General features: G+C 47.6%; 15 protein-coding genes. 5 read left to right on the top strand and 10 right to left on the bottom strand.

From position 1 onward, the window contains the following. Positions 1 to 3: 3 nt before the first annotated feature. From BP71_RS17270 to BP71_RS17245, 6 genes are read right to left on the bottom strand one after another with little or no spacing between them, the layout of a single operon-like run. Positions 4 to 2,052, bottom strand: a complete 2,049-nt coding sequence (locus BP71_RS17270) for an ArnT family glycosyltransferase (protein WP_496381382.1) — start codon at positions 2,050 to 2,052, stop codon at positions 4 to 6. Between the two features lie 4 nt (positions 2,053 to 2,056). Beyond that, positions 2,057 to 3,139, bottom strand: coding sequence for a DegT/DnrJ/EryC1/StrS family aminotransferase (locus tag BP71_RS17265; protein WP_496381380.1), 1,083 nt, complete (start codon positions 3,137 to 3,139; stop codon positions 2,057 to 2,059). After that, on the bottom strand, positions 3,132 to 4,391 hold the full coding sequence (locus BP71_RS17260) for an ABC transporter ATP-binding protein (RefSeq protein WP_496381378.1): 1,260 nt from the start codon (positions 4,389 to 4,391) through the stop codon (positions 3,132 to 3,134). Before BP71_RS17260 ends, BP71_RS17265 begins: the two co-directional genes overlap by 8 nt. A gap of 17 nt (positions 4,392 to 4,408) precedes the next feature. Further along, complete coding sequence (locus BP71_RS17255) at positions 4,409 to 5,242, bottom strand: ABC transporter permease (protein ID WP_496381376.1); 834 nt, start codon at positions 5,240 to 5,242, stop codon at positions 4,409 to 4,411. A gap of 2 nt (positions 5,243 to 5,244) precedes the next feature. Continuing rightward, positions 5,245 to 6,327: a GumC domain-containing protein gene (locus tag BP71_RS17250; RefSeq protein WP_496381374.1), complete on the bottom strand. Its 1,083-nt coding sequence runs from the start codon at positions 6,325 to 6,327 to the stop codon at positions 5,245 to 5,247. A 2-nt stretch (positions 6,328 to 6,329) separates the two neighbouring features. Further along, entirely contained in the window at positions 6,330 to 8,867 is a 2,538-nt protein-coding gene (locus BP71_RS17245; protein WP_496381372.1) for an SLBB domain-containing protein, read from the bottom strand. A gap of 274 nt (positions 8,868 to 9,141) precedes the next feature. On the opposite strand from BP71_RS17245, the gene BP71_RS17240 reads away from it, so the two are divergent. Together BP71_RS17240 and pheA are read left to right on the top strand one after the other, a co-directional pair. After that, positions 9,142 to 11,013: a DNA topoisomerase IV subunit B gene (locus tag BP71_RS17240; protein ID WP_496381370.1), complete on the top strand. Its 1,872-nt coding sequence runs from the start codon at positions 9,142 to 9,144 to the stop codon at positions 11,011 to 11,013. 108 nt (positions 11,014 to 11,121) lie between these two features. Beyond that, the gene (gene pheA, locus BP71_RS17235; protein WP_496381368.1) at positions 11,122 to 12,195 is read left to right on the top strand and encodes a prephenate dehydratase; all 1,074 of its coding nucleotides are present in this window, start codon (positions 11,122 to 11,124) and stop codon (positions 12,193 to 12,195) included. 41 nt (positions 12,196 to 12,236) lie between these two features. Here the strand turns inward: pheA and BP71_RS17230 are convergent, their stop codons facing one another. The 3 genes from BP71_RS17230 to BP71_RS17220 are packed head-to-tail and all read right to left on the bottom strand — an operon-like array spanning position 12,237 to position 15,679. Continuing rightward, the gene (locus tag BP71_RS17230) at positions 12,237 to 14,384 is read right to left on the bottom strand and encodes a hypothetical protein (protein ID WP_496381366.1); all 2,148 of its coding nucleotides are present in this window, start codon (positions 14,382 to 14,384) and stop codon (positions 12,237 to 12,239) included. 31 nt (positions 14,385 to 14,415) lie between these two features. Next, complete coding sequence (locus tag BP71_RS17225; RefSeq protein ID WP_496381364.1) at positions 14,416 to 15,075, bottom strand: hypothetical protein; 660 nt, start codon at positions 15,073 to 15,075, stop codon at positions 14,416 to 14,418. Position 15,076: 1 nt separating this feature from the next. Further along, the gene (locus tag BP71_RS17220) at positions 15,077 to 15,679 is read right to left on the bottom strand and encodes a DUF4136 domain-containing protein (protein ID WP_496381362.1); all 603 of its coding nucleotides are present in this window, start codon (positions 15,677 to 15,679) and stop codon (positions 15,077 to 15,079) included. Between the two features lie 279 nt (positions 15,680 to 15,958). On the opposite strand from BP71_RS17220, the gene BP71_RS17215 reads away from it, so the two are divergent. The 3 genes from BP71_RS17215 to BP71_RS17205 all read left to right on the top strand — a co-directional run bounded on the left by BP71_RS17215 (position 15,959) and on the right by BP71_RS17205 (position 18,774). After that, entirely contained in the window at positions 15,959 to 16,519 is a 561-nt protein-coding gene (locus BP71_RS17215; RefSeq protein WP_496381360.1) for a DinB family protein, read from the top strand. A 210-nt stretch (positions 16,520 to 16,729) separates the two neighbouring features. Beyond that, positions 16,730 to 17,407, top strand: a complete 678-nt coding sequence (locus BP71_RS17210) for a response regulator (RefSeq protein ID WP_496381358.1) — start codon at positions 16,730 to 16,732, stop codon at positions 17,405 to 17,407. Continuing rightward, positions 17,404 to 18,774, top strand: coding sequence for a HAMP domain-containing sensor histidine kinase (locus tag BP71_RS17205; RefSeq protein WP_496381356.1), 1,371 nt, complete (start codon positions 17,404 to 17,406; stop codon positions 18,772 to 18,774). The genes BP71_RS17210 and BP71_RS17205 overlap by 4 nt, the downstream gene beginning before the upstream one ends. Positions 18,775 to 19,050: 276 nt before the next feature. Here BP71_RS17205 and BP71_RS17200 read toward each other — a convergent pair whose 3' ends face one another. Next, positions 19,051 to 20,130 (bottom strand): mechanosensitive ion channel family protein, encoded by a 1,080-nt coding sequence (locus tag BP71_RS17200; protein WP_496381354.1) that lies wholly within the window; start codon positions 20,128 to 20,130, stop codon positions 19,051 to 19,053. Positions 20,131 to 20,137: the final 7 nt, after the last annotated feature.

The following is a 20,137-nucleotide window of genomic DNA, read 5'->3' as shown; positions in this document are numbered from 1 at the left end:
GGGCTATTTGAGTTTTCTCAGATAATAATCTTCGCCTTTCTCCATCAGATGATGCATCGTCGTGTCCGATCCAAGCCGGATATCCGTTGGCAATGCGCGGATCTTGCTGGTGTCATTGATAACCTTTCGGGCGTAAAAAAGGTAATCTGCTTCTTTGGGGATTGGGCGGAGACCTTCTTCGAAAGGATTGATGGAAATCAGTTTTCGGGTCAGTTTTTCGCCATAGAGAGGGTATTCAAAGTCACTGTTGACAGTTGCCAGTGCTACGGTTGCATTCTGAGGCACGAGTGAATCGAAACGGACATATGCTTTCGTAATGTCAGGCCGCGCAAATGTCTGGTAAGGAATGCGATCCATCGTCAATGCCGATTCCATACCGTAAGATGCAAACGGGAGGCAGCGGATATTTAGATAAACGGCCATTACAGCGGAAACACAGGCAACACCAACAATCAGCATAACATAGCCTTTCCACACATTCCTGCGCGGCTTGATGATCGAAAGGCGGTGATGTGAAAAGAGCAAAAGCAGGAAAAGAGCACCAAATATGCCCGATTCCATAAAGTAACGGCCTTTGAACGGATCGTAGGCCGCGGAATATGAGATAGCGGCCAGGTGAAGGCAGAACGCGATGGCCAGAAAGAAATGCACGCGCGATCTGAATACCCGGATCAATACAAGAAGCATAATAGGCAGCGCCAGTGCAAACCCGAATACGCCCCAGTAAGGATTGGCATTGTAATAATAGAACCCCCGCTGCAATGAGAATGGAACAATGGTAAAGTCGGTCTCGTCGTCGAGGCGCATGCGTAGTTTGTCTTCCAGCGCTACCAATGGCTTCCGGATAACGGCGTTCAGGTCATAACCCCATTGGGCATTCCTGATCCCGTCGAGGTTGCAAAAATCGTAGGTGTAGCGGATAACGTTCCGGCTACCCTGCTCAAATAGGTTAGCCATGCTCCCGGCCCGTTCGAACGACTGATGGTATCGTGCCGTAGGGGGGCCAATGGGATGTCCGAAGACTTGAATGTTACGGATATAGCCGGTCGGTAATGTATAGATCAATACAAAAAACGCAATCGCAGTTCCTAGCCTTAAAGTCCTTTCAAAAAATACTTTGAAATTGGGCGCAAGGAAAACGGTGTAGATCATGATGACGAACACAGATGGCATGAGCAAAGCGAACGTCGCTTTATGACCCGTCACAATCGCGAAAGTGATCCCCGCAAAATAGAGATAGCGGTTGTCGCGGTTAGTATAATAAGTGAACAGGAAATACAGGAGGCAGCTCAGGTAGGCAGTCAGCACGATATCTGTTTCAGTGGTAACAGCCTGCATAAGAAAATCGAGGAACATGCTGTATGCCAAAGCGCAGAAAAAGCTTGCCGACAGGTTTCTTCCGATTCTCTGTGCAATTCCAAAGACAGACACCAGCGTCACGTAATACGACAAATGGTGGATAAGCTTGAATGTATTCTCGATGCCCCCGCTGATCAGGTAGGAATAGACGTGGATCGTGGTGAGGCTTTTCGGATAGGTGTCCATGTTCCAGTTGGCACCTCCGAAATGCTCCATGGTACCACGCTGAATGTAACGGATGGCACGATTCAGGTGACCGGTCATGCTGTCCCATTCATTTGGAGCCGTGAATAACACGAGTATGAGGTTGGTTATCCCAATGACAGCGAATGTCAGGAACATGGCGCCGAAAATTACTTTCAGATAGGGGGATAACTCCTTGGTCCAGAGCTTGAAAGTTACAGCCCTGTTGGCGATCAGCGCGCGAATTGTATAGCTCCCCTGCCGGGGTACGAGCCTCGTCCAGAGCAGATATTGTAATGCAAGGGTAATGAAATTGCCGCCGATCCAAGCAAAAACGTTTGCCGTGAGGTCCAGCGCCGACAGCACAAAGCCGGTAGGAATAATGCTACCGACAAAAAGGATAAAGGATGTGATGATCAGCTCTGTGAGAGAGGGTTGAGCAATTTTCTTTGCAACAAAGCTGACACCGTATAAAAACAGGAAAAAACTTAGCCAATAAAGAATGACCATGCGTCTATGGTGATAGATGACCGTTAATAATGCGGGATATCCGTTCTATATCTGCGTACGGAAGACCGACATAAAGGGGCAAACTTAACACTCTTGCCGCGATATCCTCTGAAACCGGACAAGCAATTTGCCTCGGCATAAAGGAAAGTGTGTTCAGAGAAGGATAGAAATATCTTCGTGGAATGATCTCCTCTTCCCGTAATGCGTCCATAACCCGGAACATGACTGCTTCGGAAGGGAACACCACAGGGTAGTACGCGTAGTTATAGTCAATGTCCTCGCTCAACGTCGGTTTGAAAAGAATATCCCAGTTGAGAAGGCTGTCATATGCAGCAAAAACTTCACGGCGTGCTTCGATGATCGACTGCACGTGCGGGAGATTTACCAGGCCCATTGCGGCATGGAATTCGGAGTTTTTTCCATTGATCCCCGCAAACTCGTAGTATTCGTCACCCTGGTGCCCGAATGCGCGTAGCAAATGAAGTTTTCGATCCAGTTCCGGATGGTTTGAAATCAATGCTCCTCCTTCGATGGTGTGAAAAACTTTTGTTGCATGAAAACTGCAGGTGCTCAGATCGCCATACGAGAGCAGGGATTTTCCCTTATAGTTTACCCCGAACGCATGCGCAGCGTCGTAAATGACTTTCAGGTTATGCCTTTCCGCAATGTCTGCAATGGCGTCGACATCACATGGATTGCCGTATACATGGGTTGCCAGGATCGCCGAAGTCGACGGTGTGATAGCCGCCTCGATAAGCTCTGGATTAATATTGAACGTTTCACGATCAATGTCGACAAACACAGGCGTACAATTCTCCCAAAGGATCGCATTGGATGTGGCCACATAGGAGAAGGGAGTGGTAATGATCTCTCCTTGGAGTTCAAGCGCTTTGATTGCTATCTGAAGGACGATCGTGCCGTTACCGCAAAAATACAGGTAGTCGACGTTCAGGTATTCCTTTAGCTGCGCTTCGAGTTTCTGTAAAACCGGTCCGTTATTGGTGAGGTATCCCCGGTCCCAAATCTCCCGGACATATTGCAGATATTCTTCCTGATCTGGTAGAAAAGTTTTAGTGACGTTAATCATTCACTACGTGTTCAGTTTGGCGAATGGAAAAATTGAGTTGAGGGCGAATGTAGCCGGGCCATTTGCCATACCAGGTCACATTTTCACGATAGTCTTCGATATCAAATACCAATGCTTCCTCCATGGTGTAAAGCACTGTGCTGGTATCTTTTACGATCATCATAGACACCACATATGAGCCATCATTGAGGAAGTTGCCGGGAAGCTCGCAAGTGCCACTGACTATCCCCTTTGAGAAGCTTTCAGCGGGTGTGCCTACATTGAAGATACATTCGCCGGTAAAAGTGTAGAGGTGCATGCTCAGGTTCAATGTTGCGCCCTCTACCATATTCCAGAATTCGAACTGGAAGTTAATAGGCGTCCGTACATCGATATGGTTCAGATCGTCCTGGTATTCAGGGAAAAGCTTGAAGCTTTTTACTCTTACCTGATCGTTACCCGGCGCGCCGTCTACATTATCCCAGTGCTTTTCCAGGGATTTGTGCGATACTTTGCTGAGGTAGTTGGTAACGATGTGCGTTGTTTCGCCCTGGTCGATCAGACGGCCCTTTTCAAAATAGAAAGATTTGTTACAAAGTGCCTGAATAGCAGTAAGGTTGTGGCTGACGAACAACAGTGTACGGCCGCTTTCAGAAACGTCACGCATTTTGCCGAGACATTTTTTCTGGAACTCGGTGTCGCCTACGGCCAGTACTTCATCGACGATCAGGATCTCAGGGTTCAGGTGAGCAGCGATCGCAAACCCTAGTCTTACATACATGCCTGATGAATACCTTTTTACGGGTGTATCCAGAAATTTTTCAACACCCGCAAAATCTACAATGGCGTCAAACGACTGCCTGATCTCGGATTTGGACATCCCCAGGATAGCACCATTCAGGAAAATATTCTCTCTGCCTGTTAGCTCCGGGTGAAAGCCTGTTCCGACTTCGAGCAAGCTGGCGATCCTACCGTCGATCTTGATCTGGCCGGTGGTAGGTTCGGTAATGCGGCTTAGGATTTTCAAAAGCGTGGATTTGCCCGCGCCGTTATGCCCCACGATTCCGATGCGATCACCTTTGTCAATACTGAAATTGACATCCTGCAGTGCCCAGAACTCTTCTTTTTCTGCGAAGCCGGATTTATCCTTTTCCGAAGAAAACCACTTTTTCATCGTGTCGGACACGATGTCGCGTAAACCGGAAGAGCCGTTTTTGCGCTGGTGGTCGATGATATATTTTTTGCTGATGTTTTCAGCTACGATTACTGACATGCCCGGAAGTAAATTTTTCAGATATGGTCCACGAAAGTATTTTCTTTTCTGCGGAAATAAACGACAGCGACGGCTAGGATCACGGTCGACGTTATCACGGTCGAATAAAGACTTTGCGGGTTAAAGTATGATTTGCTTCCCAGCAGGCACCAACGGAAACCATCGATAATGCCTACCAGCGGGTTCAGGTTGTAATATTTCTCATACCAGGTCCCTTCTACGAGTTTGCTCGAATATGCAACAGGGCATACATACATGCCAACCTGGACCAGAAATGGAATGAGCTGACCGATATCCCGGAACCGTACATTCAACACCGCAAAAAACAGGCCGAAGCCCATCGATGTAATAAATGTAAGTAAAACAAAGCAAGGAAGAAACACGATCTGCCAGCTTATGGGATATTGAAAGAACGTCGTAACGAGCAAATAGATGCCGAATGTGATCAAAAAATCGACAAACCCCACCGCAATGGAGCTCAACGGCATTAGCAATCGCGGAAAGTAAACTTTGGAAACAAGATTGGAGTTAATCAGGATACTGTTGCTGATCTGGGTAAATGTATTGGCAAAAAATGTCCAGATTGTCAGGCCCACCAGTACCATCAGCGGGTAGGGAACCCCGGGATCGGCTTTTAATTTTGCGACATAGCTGTATACAAACACCATGACGGTCATTGTCATGAGCGGGCGTAGTACGCTCCACGCCACACCAAGAAGCGTTTGTTTGTAACGTACCGAAATATCCCTTTTTGAAAGGATCCAGAGAAGTTGTCGGTTCAGCCAGAGATCCTTCCAATAGTCTTTCTCGGATCCTCCCGCTTTAATCGTAATAGAGTGCTGAGTTGCCATGATTATGCCGTTACTACCTCCTTGCTCACAGTTGTAGTGGAGAACACCGTTCTGAAATAGATGAAGATGAGAGCGATCATCAGACCTATCAGTGCACCTATTTTAGCATTGCGCTTGTCTTCGTATTTAACATCCAGTGGTACTTTGACACCTTCGATTTCGGTAAACAGCGGTGCCTCCCTGACGAGAGATACGCGCATTTTCTCTGCATTTGCCATTGCCTCATAGTACAGCTGTTGCAGGAAGGATGACTTCCGTTCCATGCTGTTGGCGGAAACCTTCGCCTCAGGCATCATGATCTGTGCACTGTAATCGAGCTGTTTCGCCAGCTTGTGTTCTGCTATTCCGAGTACTGCTGCCAGGGAGTCGGCACGATGCTGAAGAAGACGTAATGTTTTACGGGTTTTCTGGGTCTGGTTCTCGGTGTACATTTCCTCCACGGTTTTGAGAAGGGTGGTTACCCAAAGGCCTGCCAGGTACTCATTCTCCATTTTCGTGGATATCGATGTAAACGACGACTTCCGATCCAGGGAGGCGATCTCGGTGGCTTCCGCTGTACGCTTTACGATCGCATTCAAGATCATCCGCGAATTCAGATCCAGTTTAGTAATATCATTTGTCTTAAAACGGAAAGCCTGAAGATCTGGTCTCTCTTCCCAATCGGAGGTCTTGATACCGCTGGAATCGATATAGAAATTAGCAAAAATCTCTTTTTTGCCATGGATGTCGATTTCCTTCAGCAGGTTTCTTTCCAATACCGGCCTTGACTTTATGAAATAGAAAAAGTTCTCTCCGGTAAAAATGTTGGCGTCAGGAGCAGATCCCAGTCCCAGCAGCCCTGCCACGTCACCAAAACCAGAACCCTGGCTGCCGCCACCCAGGTTGAAAACCACGTTGGCCTCGTAGATAGGCGGTTTTTTCTGATAGGTGTCCATGGCGTAGCCTATGCCGAAACCTAATGCAGGCAATAGCAGGAGCATCTTCCAGTTACGGAAAATAGCCGTTTTGACTACCAGGATTTTCTCGACGACCTCTTTCGGGGATAGTTCGTCTTCGGGAATTTGTTGTGTGGTCGCTGTCGACATGGTTATTTGATTGAGCGGAATGCCAATACTGTTACGATTAATCCCATCACAGAGCTCAGGAGCGTTGTGGCAGTCGAGATAGTTTGTTGAGGGTTCAGAGAAGGAGCAGCTCTGGTTGGCACGAAAATCTCAGAACCCGGCTGTACTTTGGGATATACATTGAAGAACAGGAATCTTCTGGTTCTATCGATGTTCCCGTTAGGATATTTGATATAAGAGCTCTTTCTCAGAGATTGAACCGTGAAGCCGCCGGATTGCGAAATGTAGTCGGAGAATGACATGCCTTTGCCATATTTGACGGTCGTAGGATAAAGAACGGAACCGGCTACCTGCACTGTTTCCAGACGTTTCGGGATACGGATAATGTCGCCTTCCTGTACTACGAGATCTTCGAAAGAGCCCGGGTTTTTGAGGATGTTTTTCAGTACGATACCGATCTTTTCTTCCTTAACATTCGGGAGATCGCCTGTGACAGTCCCTGCCTTGATGCTTTTTTCTGTTGCCTGAACCTGTTCGTAGTCAACCGGCTCGTCCAGACTTTTGACAATCGTTCTGCGTAGTAACGTAGCACCCTCAGGATAGGCCAATTCGGTCAAACCACCCGCTCTTTTGATGATATCGCTGATCTTGTCGTTCTTGTTGATGATCGTATATGGGCCAGTTACCAATACTTCGCCTTCTACAAAAACAGTTTGCTGCTCCACGTAGTTAGGAGATTTTCTTACGATGACCTGATCAAAAGGGAACAGCACAAAATTGGTTGCTTTAGCATTCAGGGAAAGGTCCCTGTTTACATTAAACTTATAGACCTCCGAAATCTGCGCATTCGCTGCACCCGCCACGGAGTTTCTTTTTCTCCGAACCACTTCAATTTCAGAAGTGTAAGCCGATTCTTTCAGACCTCCTGCCTGCACGAGCACATCTTCAAGCGTGATGTCCGTGGTGTATGGAAATTTGCCTTCATTCTCGCCGATCTTAGTATTGTTAACTTCGCCTTCGACGCTGATATAGGCAGTTTCTGCCATTTCAAATCTGGATGGAACAACTATCTGATCCAGACGCGTCAGGATCAGGTCCGGTGTAACATTGTTCAGAATGTCGGTATAGTTGATGGGAATGGTTTGGATGGTTAAATCCTCGCGCGTTCTCAGGACATTAATACGTCCTACAAATGCGTCTTCACGCATCCCCTGGGCATTTTCGATCAGTTTTTTGAGTGACGGGCTATTGTCGAGAGAATACTCTCCAGGACGCATTACAGCGCCTTCGATCGTCACAATGTTTTCATAGCGGTCAAGTACGGTTTCCACGTTGATGGAGTCTCCGGTGGACATTTCGAAGGTATCATAGTCGCTTTCCGATACATCCAGAATCTTGCGTTCTTTGGAGGTGATCCGCTGGATCTTCAACCTGGCACGATATGCTTTGTCGCTGAAACCGCCTGCATAACGCAATACGTCGCCAAGTTTCTCTTCCGGTTTCAATTCATAAATACCCGGGCGTTTTACCATCCCTGCTATTTCAGTGCGTTTCAGATAGTATCCTACCACGACATTGTCGTTTTCCTGAACGCGGATATCGCCATCGATTTTTCCATTGACAAGGTAATCATAGATGTCCATGCGCGAAACCACTTTGCCCTGGCGTACAACGCGTACTTCACGGAAAGATCCAATTTCGTTCGGGCCTCCTGCCTGATACAATGCGTTAAATGCGGAGGAAAGGGAGGACACGGTGTAAGTCCCGGGATTGATTACCTCTCCGGTCACGAAAACCTTCACAGAGCGTACGTCGCCCAGGGTGACCATCAATTTCGTTCTGGCTGTTTCGCCACCCGTACCGATCATGCCAGGCACAAATTTGGCAAATTTGTCGATGAGAATCTTTTTGATTTCCTCGATTGTACGTCCGGCTACCATCACATTTCCGACCCGCGGGATGCTAATGAAGCCATCTTTATTCACGACCACCTCGTAGGTGCTTTCAGCGTAGTTATACAAGTAGATTTTCAGTTCATCATCCGGGCCTACTACATAGTTGGTAGGTGTAACAACCTGCAAATCAGGGATCGGAGCAAGATTTTTATCGGCAAAAATTGAATAACCGTATATTTTCTGGCGAAGCGCTTCTTTTTGCTGCTGCTCAGGAGTCAGCGTGGTGCTTGTACTGGTGTTGATTTTGCTTTGCTCTCCGCCGCCCTCGCTATTTTGGGCGTTCTGGTTAGCTTTTCCTTTTTCGCCACCCTGGCCATCGCCCTGCTGGTTTCCGGATTGTTGATTTCCGCCTTGCTGAGTCCCTCCCTGGTTTCCGCCTTGCTGGTTCCCTGTTCCCGATGGCGTATTGCCGGTAGAATTACCCGTTGAATTGCCTCTGGGTGCCCCGGATTGTGAATTACCCTGTGGCGCGGTTGAACTCGGCGCCTGCGTTCCAGATGAGGGGGCAGGAGCGGTAACCTGTGCAAAAGTGGGTAAGGAAATGATTAAACTGAGGAAATAGGGGAGTAGAGATTTATAACTTTTAGCCAACCTGGATCTGTTCATAAGAAGAATTATTGTACTATTGAAAGTCTGAAAATTCATTAAAACTATGTGTAAGACTAGTATTTTTGAATTTGGGATTCGAGTACACGCAATGTTGTGAATGTGTATATCATGGCAAAGTAAATTAGATTTTTCCTATTTTTAAAGAATTTCTATTAATCGGGGCCGGTTATCACAAAGCCGGGCAAAGTTATAACAGGCTAACGACAAAAGAGTAAAATTATTAAAATACCACTTCAAAAACGGGAATACTCCTAAAAGAATAGTTATAAATATGGAAAGTACAAATGTTCAATACGACGAGAGCAGCATCCGGTCACTCGACTGGAAGGAACATATCCGCCTGAGACCCGGGATGTATATCGGGAAGCTCGGGGATGGCTCGTCTGTTGACGACGGAATCTACGTGCTTGTCAAGGAGATCGTCGATAATTCTATCGATGAACATATGATGGGCAACGGTAAAACGATCGAGATCAAGATAACCGAGCACCGGGTTGAGGTGCGCGATTATGGCCGTGGTATTCCGCTTGGAAAAGTAGTGGATTGTGTTTCCAAAATCAACACGGGAGGGAAGTACGATTCCGGCGCTTTTCAGAAATCTGTGGGATTGAACGGAGTAGGTACCAAGGCGGTTAATGCCCTTTCCAGTCATTTTCGGGTGCAGTCGTTCCGTGATGGCAAAACCAAGAGTGCGGAATTTCACCAGGGAGGGCTCCTGAGCGAGTCGGACGAAGGTACGAGTAGCCAGCGGAATGGTACGCACATCGCATTTGAGCCGGACGGAACAATTTTTAAGAACTTCCGGTACATCCCGCAGTATCTCGATAATATGATCTGGAATTACTGCTATCTGAATGCCGGGTTGACTATCAATTTTAACGGGCAGAAATATTTCTCCCAGAATGGATTGCTCGACCTGCTCCGAAGTAAGTCCGACGCGGAAACGCTGCGCTATCCGATCATTCATCTGAAGGGCGAAGATATTGAGTTGGCGATGACGCATGGTAATCAGTATGGTGAGGAATACTACTCATTTGTGAATGGTCAGTATACGACACAGGGTGGTACCCATTTAGCTGCATTCAGGGAAGCGATAGTTCGTGCGGTGCGAGAACATTTTGGGAAAGACTATGCTCCTGAAGACATTCGGTCCTCGATTATCGGAGCTGTCGCGATCCGGGTACAAGAACCGGTTTTCGAATCGCAAACAAAAACCAAGCTAGGCTCGAACACCATTACGCCGGACCCCAACAGTACCACCGTGCGGACTTTTGTCAATGATTTTGTCAAAGAAAGGCTCGATAATTATCTGCACATGAATCCCGAATCGCGAGATGCGTTGAAAAAGCGGATCGAACAGTCGGAACGGGAGCGTAAAGAGTTGGCGGGGATCAAGAAGCTGGCCAATGATCGGGCAAAGAAAGCCAATTTGCATAACAAAAAACTGCGTGACTGCCGGTTGCACCTGACGGATGCCAAGAGTGACCAGCGGTACGAGACGACACTCTTTATCACAGAAGGAGACTCGGCAAGCGGTTCCATTACCAAGTCGCGCGATATTCAAACACAGGCTGTGTTCAGCTTGCGTGGAAAGCCGCTGAATTGTTTCGGTCTGACCAAAAAGATCGTTTATGAGAACGAGGAATTCAATCTGTTGCAACACGCACTGGATGTGGAGAACGGTGTGGAAAACCTTCGTTTCAACCGCATTATCATCGCTACCGATGCCGATGTTGACGGAATGCACATCCGTTTGTTGTTATTGACCTTTTTCCTGCAATTTTTTCCGGACCTGGTACGGAACGGGCACCTTTTTGTACTGGAAACCCCGCTGTTCCGGGTGCGTAACAAGAAAGAAACAATTTATTGCTACAGTGACGAGGAAAAGCAGGCTGCGATTGGAAAATTAGGAAGCAAGCCCGAGATTACCCGCTTCAAGGGGCTAGGAGAGATTTCTCCCGAGGAGTTTGGAAAGTTCATTGGAGAGGACATGAAGGTTGAGCCGGTTATTCTTCAGAAGGAGACTTCCATCCAGAAACTGTTAAGCTATTTTATGGGTAAGAACACGCCTGAAAGACAGCGCTTTATTATTGATAATCTCAAAGTAGAGAAGAATGTGGAAGAGTTGGCACTCGCAGGATAGTGTTGCCTTTCATTATCTTTGGAAGGGTCAAGTAATATCAGCGGGGGGGGGGCTTTACTTTAAAAGTTAAACTTGCCGCTCCGTTGATCATCATATTAATATGTCTTTGTGGAATTACAGGAATTAAGAAATAGGATCGACGACATTGACGATCAGTTGTTGAGCATTTTGAACGAGCGCATGGAGCTCGTCAAAACCGTGGGCGAACTAAAACGGTCGTCCCAATCCATTATTTACCGACCGGAGCGGGAAAAGCAGATCCTTGACAGGCTGGCCAGGCATAACACCGGGTTGCTGACACGTCAGGCGATCGACGCCATTTTCTTTGAGATTTTTGCGGTTTCGCGTAATCTCGAACTGCCGGAAAGGGTCTCTTATCTGGGGCCGGAAGGAAGCTTCACACACCAGGCGGCAGAAGGCCGGTTCGGGGCCATGAGTGAATATCTGGTGTTGCCGACGATCCATTCTGTCTTCGAAAGTGTGGAAACGGGCCGCGCAAAATTTGGAGTAGTCCCGATCGAAAACAATCAGGAGGGCATCGTGATCGAAACGGTTGACTTTTTACGTGAAAAGAATCTTTCGATAGTAGCCGAAATGCTGCTGAAAGTACATTTTACCTTCGCATCCCAGTCTGACAGTCTCAAAGCGATCCGGAGGATTTACTCGAAGGACATTGCATTCAGGCAATGCGGCAAGTTTATCACCGAATATCTGGCAGGAATGGGAATCGAACTCGTGCCGGTTGATTCTACGTCCAAAGCGGCCAAGCTGGCAGCGGATGAACCGGATGCAGCGGCGATCTGCTCGTCTATTTCTGCGCGGTTATTCGGAGTGCCGATCCTCTTTGACAACATTGAAGACAGCGACCAGAACCAGACGCGCTTCCTGATCCTGGCCAAGGAATTTACGAACGTGAAAAGCAGCGATGACAAAACGACGATCATTGCCAATCTGCCTAATACCAACAGGCCTGGTGTGCTGTACGAGTTTTTAAAAGATTTCAATGACAGGGGTATCAACCTCACTAAAATAGAAAGCCGCCCATTGCGGGGAGAAGCTTCTTTCAGGGCATGGTTCCTGGTCGAATTTCTGGGGCATATGGACGATCCGAAGGTGCAGGAGATCATGCACAAGTACGGGACGCATCTCAAATGGCTTGGGAGTTACGTAAGAGTCGCCTAAAATCCTAAAAGCTCACCGGTAAGTGAGCTTTTAGGATTTTTTTACTTTTTCAGTGTTCCCCGATACAATGCCGGCCAATTTCCGTATAACTCGATATCGGAGGTGCTTCCGTCAGGCAATCGGATTTTGATCGAACGGCTTGCCTGCGGTTGCTGGAACGAGTCCACGGCAAGAACTACGATTTGGTTACCTTTCACGATGGACGTGACAAACGGCTGTTTCCCTTCAATAGCCAGCAGGGCTTGCTCTTTTTTAGGCTCGATCCACCGGCCATCAAGCTGCAATGCCAGGTCCTGATTCCTGCCGCCGGTAAGAACATCTTCGACCTGTTTGGCCATCCAGTTCCCCAATGCATAATATTCTGTAGGGAAGTCCCAATATGGTGCGGCTGTTCCGCCGCTGGTATTCCTGCCAACCTCTCCTTCAGGTGTTTTGCCATCAGCAGGGTACCACTCATAGCCCCAGCCCCACATATCTTTGGATAATTTGTAAGCGTTGGGGTTTTTAGCACTGGGGCCGCCATCATGCCAGAGATAATAGCCGTCGAACATGATGAGTGAGAAGAGCGAAAAGCTGAGCGCCTGGCTGGCGGGCATCATTTCAAGCTGGTTCATGATCAATTCTCCCTTGGGATCTGTCAGCTGGTAGTTCCAGGGGACAATAGGATCTTTGTATAGTGGCATATACCGGTTCCACCCATAAAAGATAAACTTGTTGTTCTTCTGGTAAGATATAAGCTGATTGATCCTGAGCGAATGGATCGCTGAAAGCAACACGAAATTGTTAGGTGAATTACCCGCGGCGTCGGTAGCGAACATCGGCTTCGGATAAACGTCGATCGGTGTGGTATTGAATATGTTGCGGAAGCTTTCTCCGTTGGGTAGCGGATCAAAATTGGGATTATTGGCCTTAGGTTCGCTGTAATCCTTGAAAAAATCCTTCGGGTTGGCACCTCCCACCGTGTTGATATGGGGGTTGGTGTATGCACCGCCGCCCCAGTAATCCATCAGGTGCATATTAGGATGGTTCTTTCTTACTACATTAGAGAACCAGATCAGCCGTTGAATGACCTCCTTCGGATACCGCTGATTCCAGAATTCAAAATCGTAGGCATATATACCGAAACCGGGGACACCCGCTAATGCTTCGACTTGTTCCTTTGAAAGCTGCGCAAACCATTTTTCGTCCTTATCGCCAAAATAGTTGGGTGTTGCCGTGTAATGTAATTTTTCGGAAGGAAACTCCTTTTCGGTGCCAGCCAGATACCCGATGCCGCGGTTATAGTAATTGGTCGAAGGTACGTAGTTGTTGAGCCGGTACTGTGCAACCAATTTCCCTTTAATGGGCTGAAACTCCGGAAAACTGGTGTCAAAATCGACGTTGATACCGCGCGATGGGGAAAACCAATCGGGAATGTCGATCCGGGTAAGTCCGGTACCTTTCGGGACATCCGCGCGGCCCGATAACCAGATATTCTGCTGGCGTACTGAACGGTTTCTCGCCGTATTCCACCAGTCGTTGTAAGGAGCGTCGATCCATCTGGCCGTAACCGAATAGAGATATCCGGGTTTTACTTCGATACCATTTTCCAGGCCGTTCACAACGATACCGTCGATCATTACCACTTTTGTACGGCTGTCGTTGTAATTAGCGAAATCCTTCAAGTAAAGCTTGTTATCCTTTCTGAATGGCCTGACATCGAGCCAGTTGTCTTTGCTTCCCTGGCGGATCCATTCCCTGGCATCCGGGATTTCGTTACTCAGAGCGGCCTTGAAATTGAATGCAGCGGTAGTCTCGCACCCCGACTGGCCAAGGCTCGTCACTTTAATCTGGGTTTCTCCGTCGGATACAGTTACGCCGGGGAGCGTAAGCCAGGCTCCATAACGATGTGGCACTGCCTGAAAGGTTTGTGTCTTGCCATTTTGCGTAATGCTTACGTCATAAGGGGATAGGCCGCCGGCATTGGCTGCCAGCTCAAACTGCATTTCGCGGCCGATCTGCCGATAACGCCTGATAACCAGGTCGCATGCATTGGATGCAGAGTCAAGGGTCCGTGCTACCGGGAAGCCTTCTGTAATCTCGGAATATGTTTTGTGGCTCGTAGATCCGAAACGGTTCCAGGCCCAGAGGCCGGAACCGATCAGAAATGCAAAAATGCCACCAATCCAGATAAGCGATGTTTTAGACAAAATCTTCCTTTTATGTGCCACTATGAGATTGTTACCACCAACGATAAAATACGCCGATCGATCCGTTTACTGATGATATGCCTTTGTCGATGTAATCATACTTGTACGCCGTGCCATCGTATTTTACACGTACGTCGACCCCAAATGACCCGTCTTTCTTGAAAAAGAACTTAGAGCCTGCCCCTATACCATATTTTGGTCTTATTTTCTGATTCTGAGAGCTAAGGCTGCCATAGTAAACGGTGTAATCCAATATGCTGGCACCTCCGCTGATCTGTACATAAGGCTGTACCCGGGATGTTTTAGGTAAAAAATGGTAGTTGGCAAAAAGCTCAACCGGATATTGCGAGATCGTCCGTGTCTGTACTGCGGAAATAGTACCCTCCTGGCCTTCGTATAAATCCCTGGGAACACGTTTTTCAAAGTAGGTAGACCCGATTTCACCTCCAACGGAAAGCGGAGAATTTCTCAGGATCCATTCGATGGACAATGAAAAATTCTGGAATGACGACTTATCGATGTAGTTGTCCTTGAACGAGCCCATTGGAACAGCACCCATGAAACGGGCGGTTGCAAGATAGTGGGTGTAACGTTCGAAAGGTGATGCAATGGTATATAACTTGGGTTTTTCCTGCGCAAAAGCAGGCAGAACACCAGCAAGAAAAAGGGTAATGATGATGATTCTTTTCATTTTACTTGATTTTTAGATAGGCGGATTGCCCGAAAATGGAATCCGCCATTTTTTCGATGAGGTTTTGGTCGCCGATCGCCGCGCCGCGGATCTGGGCATCCCAGATCACATTGAAAGTTTTACCCGTAGGAGTTGTTTGGGGGTTCTTAAAATCCAGCATCGAAATCAGCCATGAGCTTTCACTGGTCTCGTAATAGTTGTAATAACTCGGATATCCGTAGCCATAACCGCCACCCCAATAACCGCCATAATATTGCGAAACCACATTCAGATAGGTATTGGTGATCCAGGTTACGTTGATGCCTACGTCCGGTTTCTCTTTGGGACCGACATACTTATAGCCAAGGTTCTGCATATTGGTGACGATACGTTGCAATATGGCGCGGTCGATGTCGTCGAGGGACGTCCCCGTGCGGTTGTTCTCGACAATCAGTACGGAGTCCACAATGCTGAATGTTTTGAACTGACTGAAATTGGCCGATTTGTCGTGGTTAGTGATGTATACCAGCGATTCTTCGTTAGAAAGGTCGCTAATCGGATCTTTGGAACAAGACATCAAACCCAGGCCGGCTATCAGTAGGAACAAAGAAGCTTTCTTGAACATTTGAGTTGTATTTTAAAATTTGTTAAATAAACGAAAATTGAAATTGAACATTTTATTTTCTCATGTTTCCCTTTCAACTTTTAGGCCTGAAACAGGTCCTGCAATGGGGACTGTGCTAACCGGTAATTGGTTGCAAGATGTGCCGCGCGCGAAAGCGCATATCCCTATCTCAGGCGCGGAGAGTATGGAAGCAGGGAAAATGTCTCTTTAATAATGGAAGCACGTTTAGGTAATCTTCGCGCGAATCAACATAAATTTGCAGCTGTTTAATCTAATAACATGGAAACAAAAGAAGAGATTTTAAGAATCATAGATGTACTCAACGACACCTACGAAAGTGAAGAAGCATGGTATGGTCCGTCGGTTGTGGAGGCTCTGCGGGATGTAACCCCTAAAATGGCCGAGGCCAGATTGAGCAATAATACCCATTCCATTGCGGAAATCGTGTATCACATGACGACGTGGCGGATTTTTGCAGTTCGCAAGTTGCAGGGCGATGCGGAGTTTGACATCAAAACGGAAGACAAGGACTGGAAGAAATTTCCGGTGGTCGATGAATTCGAGTGGGAGGCCATCCAGATGGAGCTGAGCCTGTCTCAGGAAGAACTGATCTCCGAGCTGGAAAAAATCGCCGATGATAGTTTCCTGGAAGAATTTGTGCCGGGACGTGATTACTCCTACTATACTTTAATCCACGGTGTCGTCCAGCACGACGTTTATCACGCGGGTCAGATCGGACTCATTAAAAAAGCAGTGAAGGGAATGCGCCTCGAAGACGACGACGATTACGGCACGTTCGGCGATCGGTCGGATTACGACAATTCGGCGGATTACTACTGATGCTTACATGAAATTCTGTAAAATTGATCAGTTACATATTGTTTATAATATAAATTTTATATTTTGCATAATAATAGAACGTAGTATGTTGAGAAATGCCAACGTTCTAATGGTGTGGATATAGACAAAAAGGCTGTCCGTTATTTCGGTCAGCCTTTTTTTAAGCAAAAATCTGTGCAACATTTGGCACCTCAAACCGCTTGACATCCGATGAAAATACTTGTCGTAGAAGACGAACCGAAACTGGCGGGCTTCCTGAAACGGGGCCTCGAAGAACAATCGTGGGAAGTAGAACTGGCTTATGACGGACAGGTCGGTAAGAAAATGGCGTCGAACTACCGTTTTGATGTAATTATCCTCGATGTGAACCTGCCGTTGTTAAATGGCTATGACCTGGCCAAACAATTACGGGGCGATGGATTAACTACCCCGATCCTTTTCCTGACCGCGCTGGGGACCATCGATGACAAATTGGATGGTTTTGAGGCCGGTGGAGACGATTATCTGGTAAAACCCTTCGAATTTCGCGAGCTTATCGCGAGGATTAAGGTCCTCTCGCAGCGGAACAGTGCCCGGGAACAGTCGAGTCAGGTACTCGCCCTGGCCGACCTTGAACTGAATCTTGACGAGAAAGTCGCACGCAGGGGAGGTAATCGCATTGATCTCACGGCCAAGGAGTTTGCTTTGCTCGAATACCTGATGCGCAACCGTGGACGCGTGGTTTCCCGCGTAGACATTGCAGAACAGGTCTGGGATATCCGTTTCGATACGGGGACCAACGTGATCGACGTCTATATCAATTTTCTTCGCAAAAAAGTGGATAAGGACTACCCGACCAAACTCATTCATACCGTGGTGGGTATGGGTTATATTTTTAAAGAAGAATGAATATTAAATCGCGTCTGACGCTGCTCTTTACCATGTTGGTAGGGTCCATTATGGCGCTGTTCTGTCTTTCCATTTACTTTTTTTACGACCAATACCGGGAGAAACAATTCTATTCCTTCCTGAATGAGCGCGGGCAAACGGTTGCCCAGCTGGTAGAAGCCAGCAACGGCATCAGCAAGGCTGACATCGAAAAGATCGAGAAGGAGAACAAAACCATCCTGCTGGACGAAGAAATCACCATTTACGACGGTTCCGATTCTATCATATTCATCAGTGGAAAAGAAGATTTTCAATTATCCAGGTCGCTTTTGACTGAGGCCCGCGGCGGAAAAGAGATCCATACGAAATACAACAAAAAAGAGGTCATCATCATCCGGCACATTTTGCAGGATCACCGGAAACCGTGGGTCGTGGCGGTGGTGGCCAATGATTACCTCGGGATGAACCAGTTGAACCGGTTGCGGGAAATCCTGCTCATTGGCTGGCTTTTATCGCTGATCCTGGTCGGGGTAGCGGGGTGGCAGTTTTCAAATGATGCCATTAAACCTGTATCGGATATTATCGACCAGGTCAATAACATTTCGGCGAATAACCTGCACGAAAAGGTGCGGGTGGGCAGGGAGAAGGACGAGCTCGCATTACTGGCCGAAACGTTCAATCAAATGCTGACACGCCTTCAGATTGCATTTGTGGCCCAGAAAAACTTCGTGTCGCATGCATCGCATGAGCTACGTACACCGCTGGCGCTGATCATGAGCGAGGCGGAACTGGGGTTAATGAAAGAACGGACATCGCAGGAATACCAGGATGCATTGAAAGGCATCTGGTCGGAAGCCAGAGAGATGAACGAGCTGGTGAACCGGTTGCTGGAACTGGCCCGGACGGAGGAAAAGGCATTCAAGGTCACATTTTCCAAGATCAGGGTCGACGAGGTGCTCTGGCAGGCAAAGGCCTCGATTCAGCAGAAAAATCCCGGTTATGAAGTGCGGATCCATTACGATAAGATTCCGGATAACGAGGAGCAATTGAAACGCTTCGGTGACGAAAGTCTGCTCCGGACTGCATTTCTGAACCTGATGGACAATGCGTGCAAGTATTCGCCCGACAAGGCCTGCAATGTCTTCCTGGAAATCAAGAACAAAATGATCATTATTTACTTCCGCGACATGGGAATCGGCATCGCGCGCGAAGAGTTACCCTACATTTTCGATACCTTCTACAGGAGTGCTTCGACGATCAGCAAGGCTGGTTATGGAATCGGTCTGGCATTGACCAAACGGATCATCAACATGCAGGGGGCCAGCATCGAAGTGGAGTCCGCATTGGGAGCCGGAACAACGTTCATCCTGAAATTTCCCCCTTTTTAATTCGTTTTTAATATAGCGTTAATGCCACTTTAACAACGCTAAATCTCCTTTGTATTGTAAATCGAACATCCTGATTTACACATGCCGAGAGGCATTTTCCATTGCTATCGACAACGACTGCGAGCAAATAAACCAACCTGTAACGGGGTTGGTTCCGAGCATCGATTAATCTCCCTGCCCGCCGTTCATGAAATCAAAAATAAACTGTATTGAGTTAAATTGAGTTAGGTGAGTAGTAAGAAAAGACTGGCCTTCGGACTTTCCGGAGGCCAATTTTTATATACCCTCACCAGGTAATCTGAACTTGTGTTCTTCCTTTTCCTCAACACGCGTGGAGGGGAGCGCTTCAGGGTGTTCGCTGACAATGTACTCGATCAGTTTTTCACGAACCAGGCAACGCAGATCAAAAGTTTCGCTTGAATTACGCGCGGACATCAGGGCGCGGACGACCATCAGCTGGCCCTGGGTGTCAGTAACCTGTAAAGCCCACGACCGGCCATCCCAAAGCGGCGTTTCTTCCAATATCTCCTTTAATTTTTCGCGAAGCCTGGGAACGGGCGTGTGATAGTTGAGGTAGAAGAATGCCGCGCCGGTTAATGCACTTTCATTCCTTGTCCAGTTCTGGAAGGGCGTTTCGATGAAGTAGGTAATGGGCAACACGATCCTTCGGAGATCCCAGATATTGACCACAACATAGGTAAGGTTAATCTCTTCGATCCGTCCCCATTCGCCTTCTACGATTACGACATCGTCGATTTTGATGGGTTGTGTAAATGCGATCTGAATACCGGCCATCAGGTTGGCCAGGGATTTCTGTGCGGCAAATCCGATGATCACACTGGCAATCCCGGCGGAAGTAAGGATACCCACGCCGTACTGCCGGACGCTGTCGAAGCTCAGGAGCAGGATGGAAACTCCGATCAGGACCACCATGATCACGACAATGCGTTTTACAAACTTGATCTTTGTAAATAACCGACGTGCCTGGTTGTTGTCGGGGGTATTGAAATCGAGTTTGTCGATCAGGATTTTCTCGACGATGATCACGATCCTGGCCATCAGCCAGGTGGTAATTCCTATCAGAACGGTCTTGCTCAGGGCAAAGACCCAGTCATATTGGGGATTGGAGTAAGAGTATGTTTTGGAAGCGGCCGTAATGAGGACGATCGGAACAAAAAAATACAGGACACTGGTAAGGTTCTCGCGAATGGCACGCACGGCCCGCCATTCCTTTCGCGATGCCGTAACTTTAATGAGGCTTACGATCACAATGCTGATGACCAGGCCTATGACGCCCATCAGCAACAGCAGCAACCAGGGGGAATTCCTGTAATTAATCAGTTCGGTTAATTCCATTCATTAT

This window comes from Dyadobacter ginsengisoli DSM 21015 (assembly GCF_059568735.1).
Note: the sequence above shows the minus strand (reverse complement) of the source record. Positions and strands in the feature narration are given on the sequence as shown.

Excerpts from the sequence above, each read along its gene's own strand:
- BP71_RS17210 (WP_496381358.1), top strand. The coding sequence starts at position 16,730 with ATGAAAATACTTGTCGTAGAAGACGAACCGAAACTGGCGGGCTTCCTG.
- BP71_RS17250 (WP_496381374.1), bottom strand. The coding sequence starts at position 6,327 with ATGTCGACAGCGACCACACAACAAATTCCCGAAGACGAACTATCCCCG.
- BP71_RS17270 (WP_496381382.1), bottom strand. The coding sequence starts at position 2,052 with ATGGTCATTCTTTATTGGCTAAGTTTTTTCCTGTTTTTATACGGTGTC.
- BP71_RS17205 (WP_496381356.1), top strand. The coding sequence starts at position 17,404 with ATGAATATTAAATCGCGTCTGACGCTGCTCTTTACCATGTTGGTAGGG.
- BP71_RS17220 (WP_496381362.1), bottom strand. The coding sequence starts at position 15,679 with ATGTTCAAGAAAGCTTCTTTGTTCCTACTGATAGCCGGCCTGGGTTTG.
- BP71_RS17245 (WP_496381372.1), bottom strand. The coding sequence starts at position 8,867 with ATGAACAGATCCAGGTTGGCTAAAAGTTATAAATCTCTACTCCCCTAT.
- BP71_RS17225 (WP_496381364.1), bottom strand. The coding sequence starts at position 15,075 with ATGAAAAGAATCATCATCATTACCCTTTTTCTTGCTGGTGTTCTGCCT.
- BP71_RS17260 (WP_496381378.1), bottom strand. The coding sequence starts at position 4,391 with ATGTCAGTAATCGTAGCTGAAAACATCAGCAAAAAATATATCATCGAC.
- BP71_RS17265 (WP_496381380.1), bottom strand. The coding sequence starts at position 3,139 with ATGATTAACGTCACTAAAACTTTTCTACCAGATCAGGAAGAATATCTG.
- BP71_RS17255 (WP_496381376.1), bottom strand. The coding sequence starts at position 5,242 with ATGGCAACTCAGCACTCTATTACGATTAAAGCGGGAGGATCCGAGAAA.
- BP71_RS17240 (WP_496381370.1), top strand. The coding sequence starts at position 9,142 with ATGGAAAGTACAAATGTTCAATACGACGAGAGCAGCATCCGGTCACTC.
- BP71_RS17200 (WP_496381354.1), bottom strand. The coding sequence starts at position 20,130 with ATGGAATTAACCGAACTGATTAATTACAGGAATTCCCCCTGGTTGCTG.
- BP71_RS17215 (WP_496381360.1), top strand. The coding sequence starts at position 15,959 with ATGGAAACAAAAGAAGAGATTTTAAGAATCATAGATGTACTCAACGAC.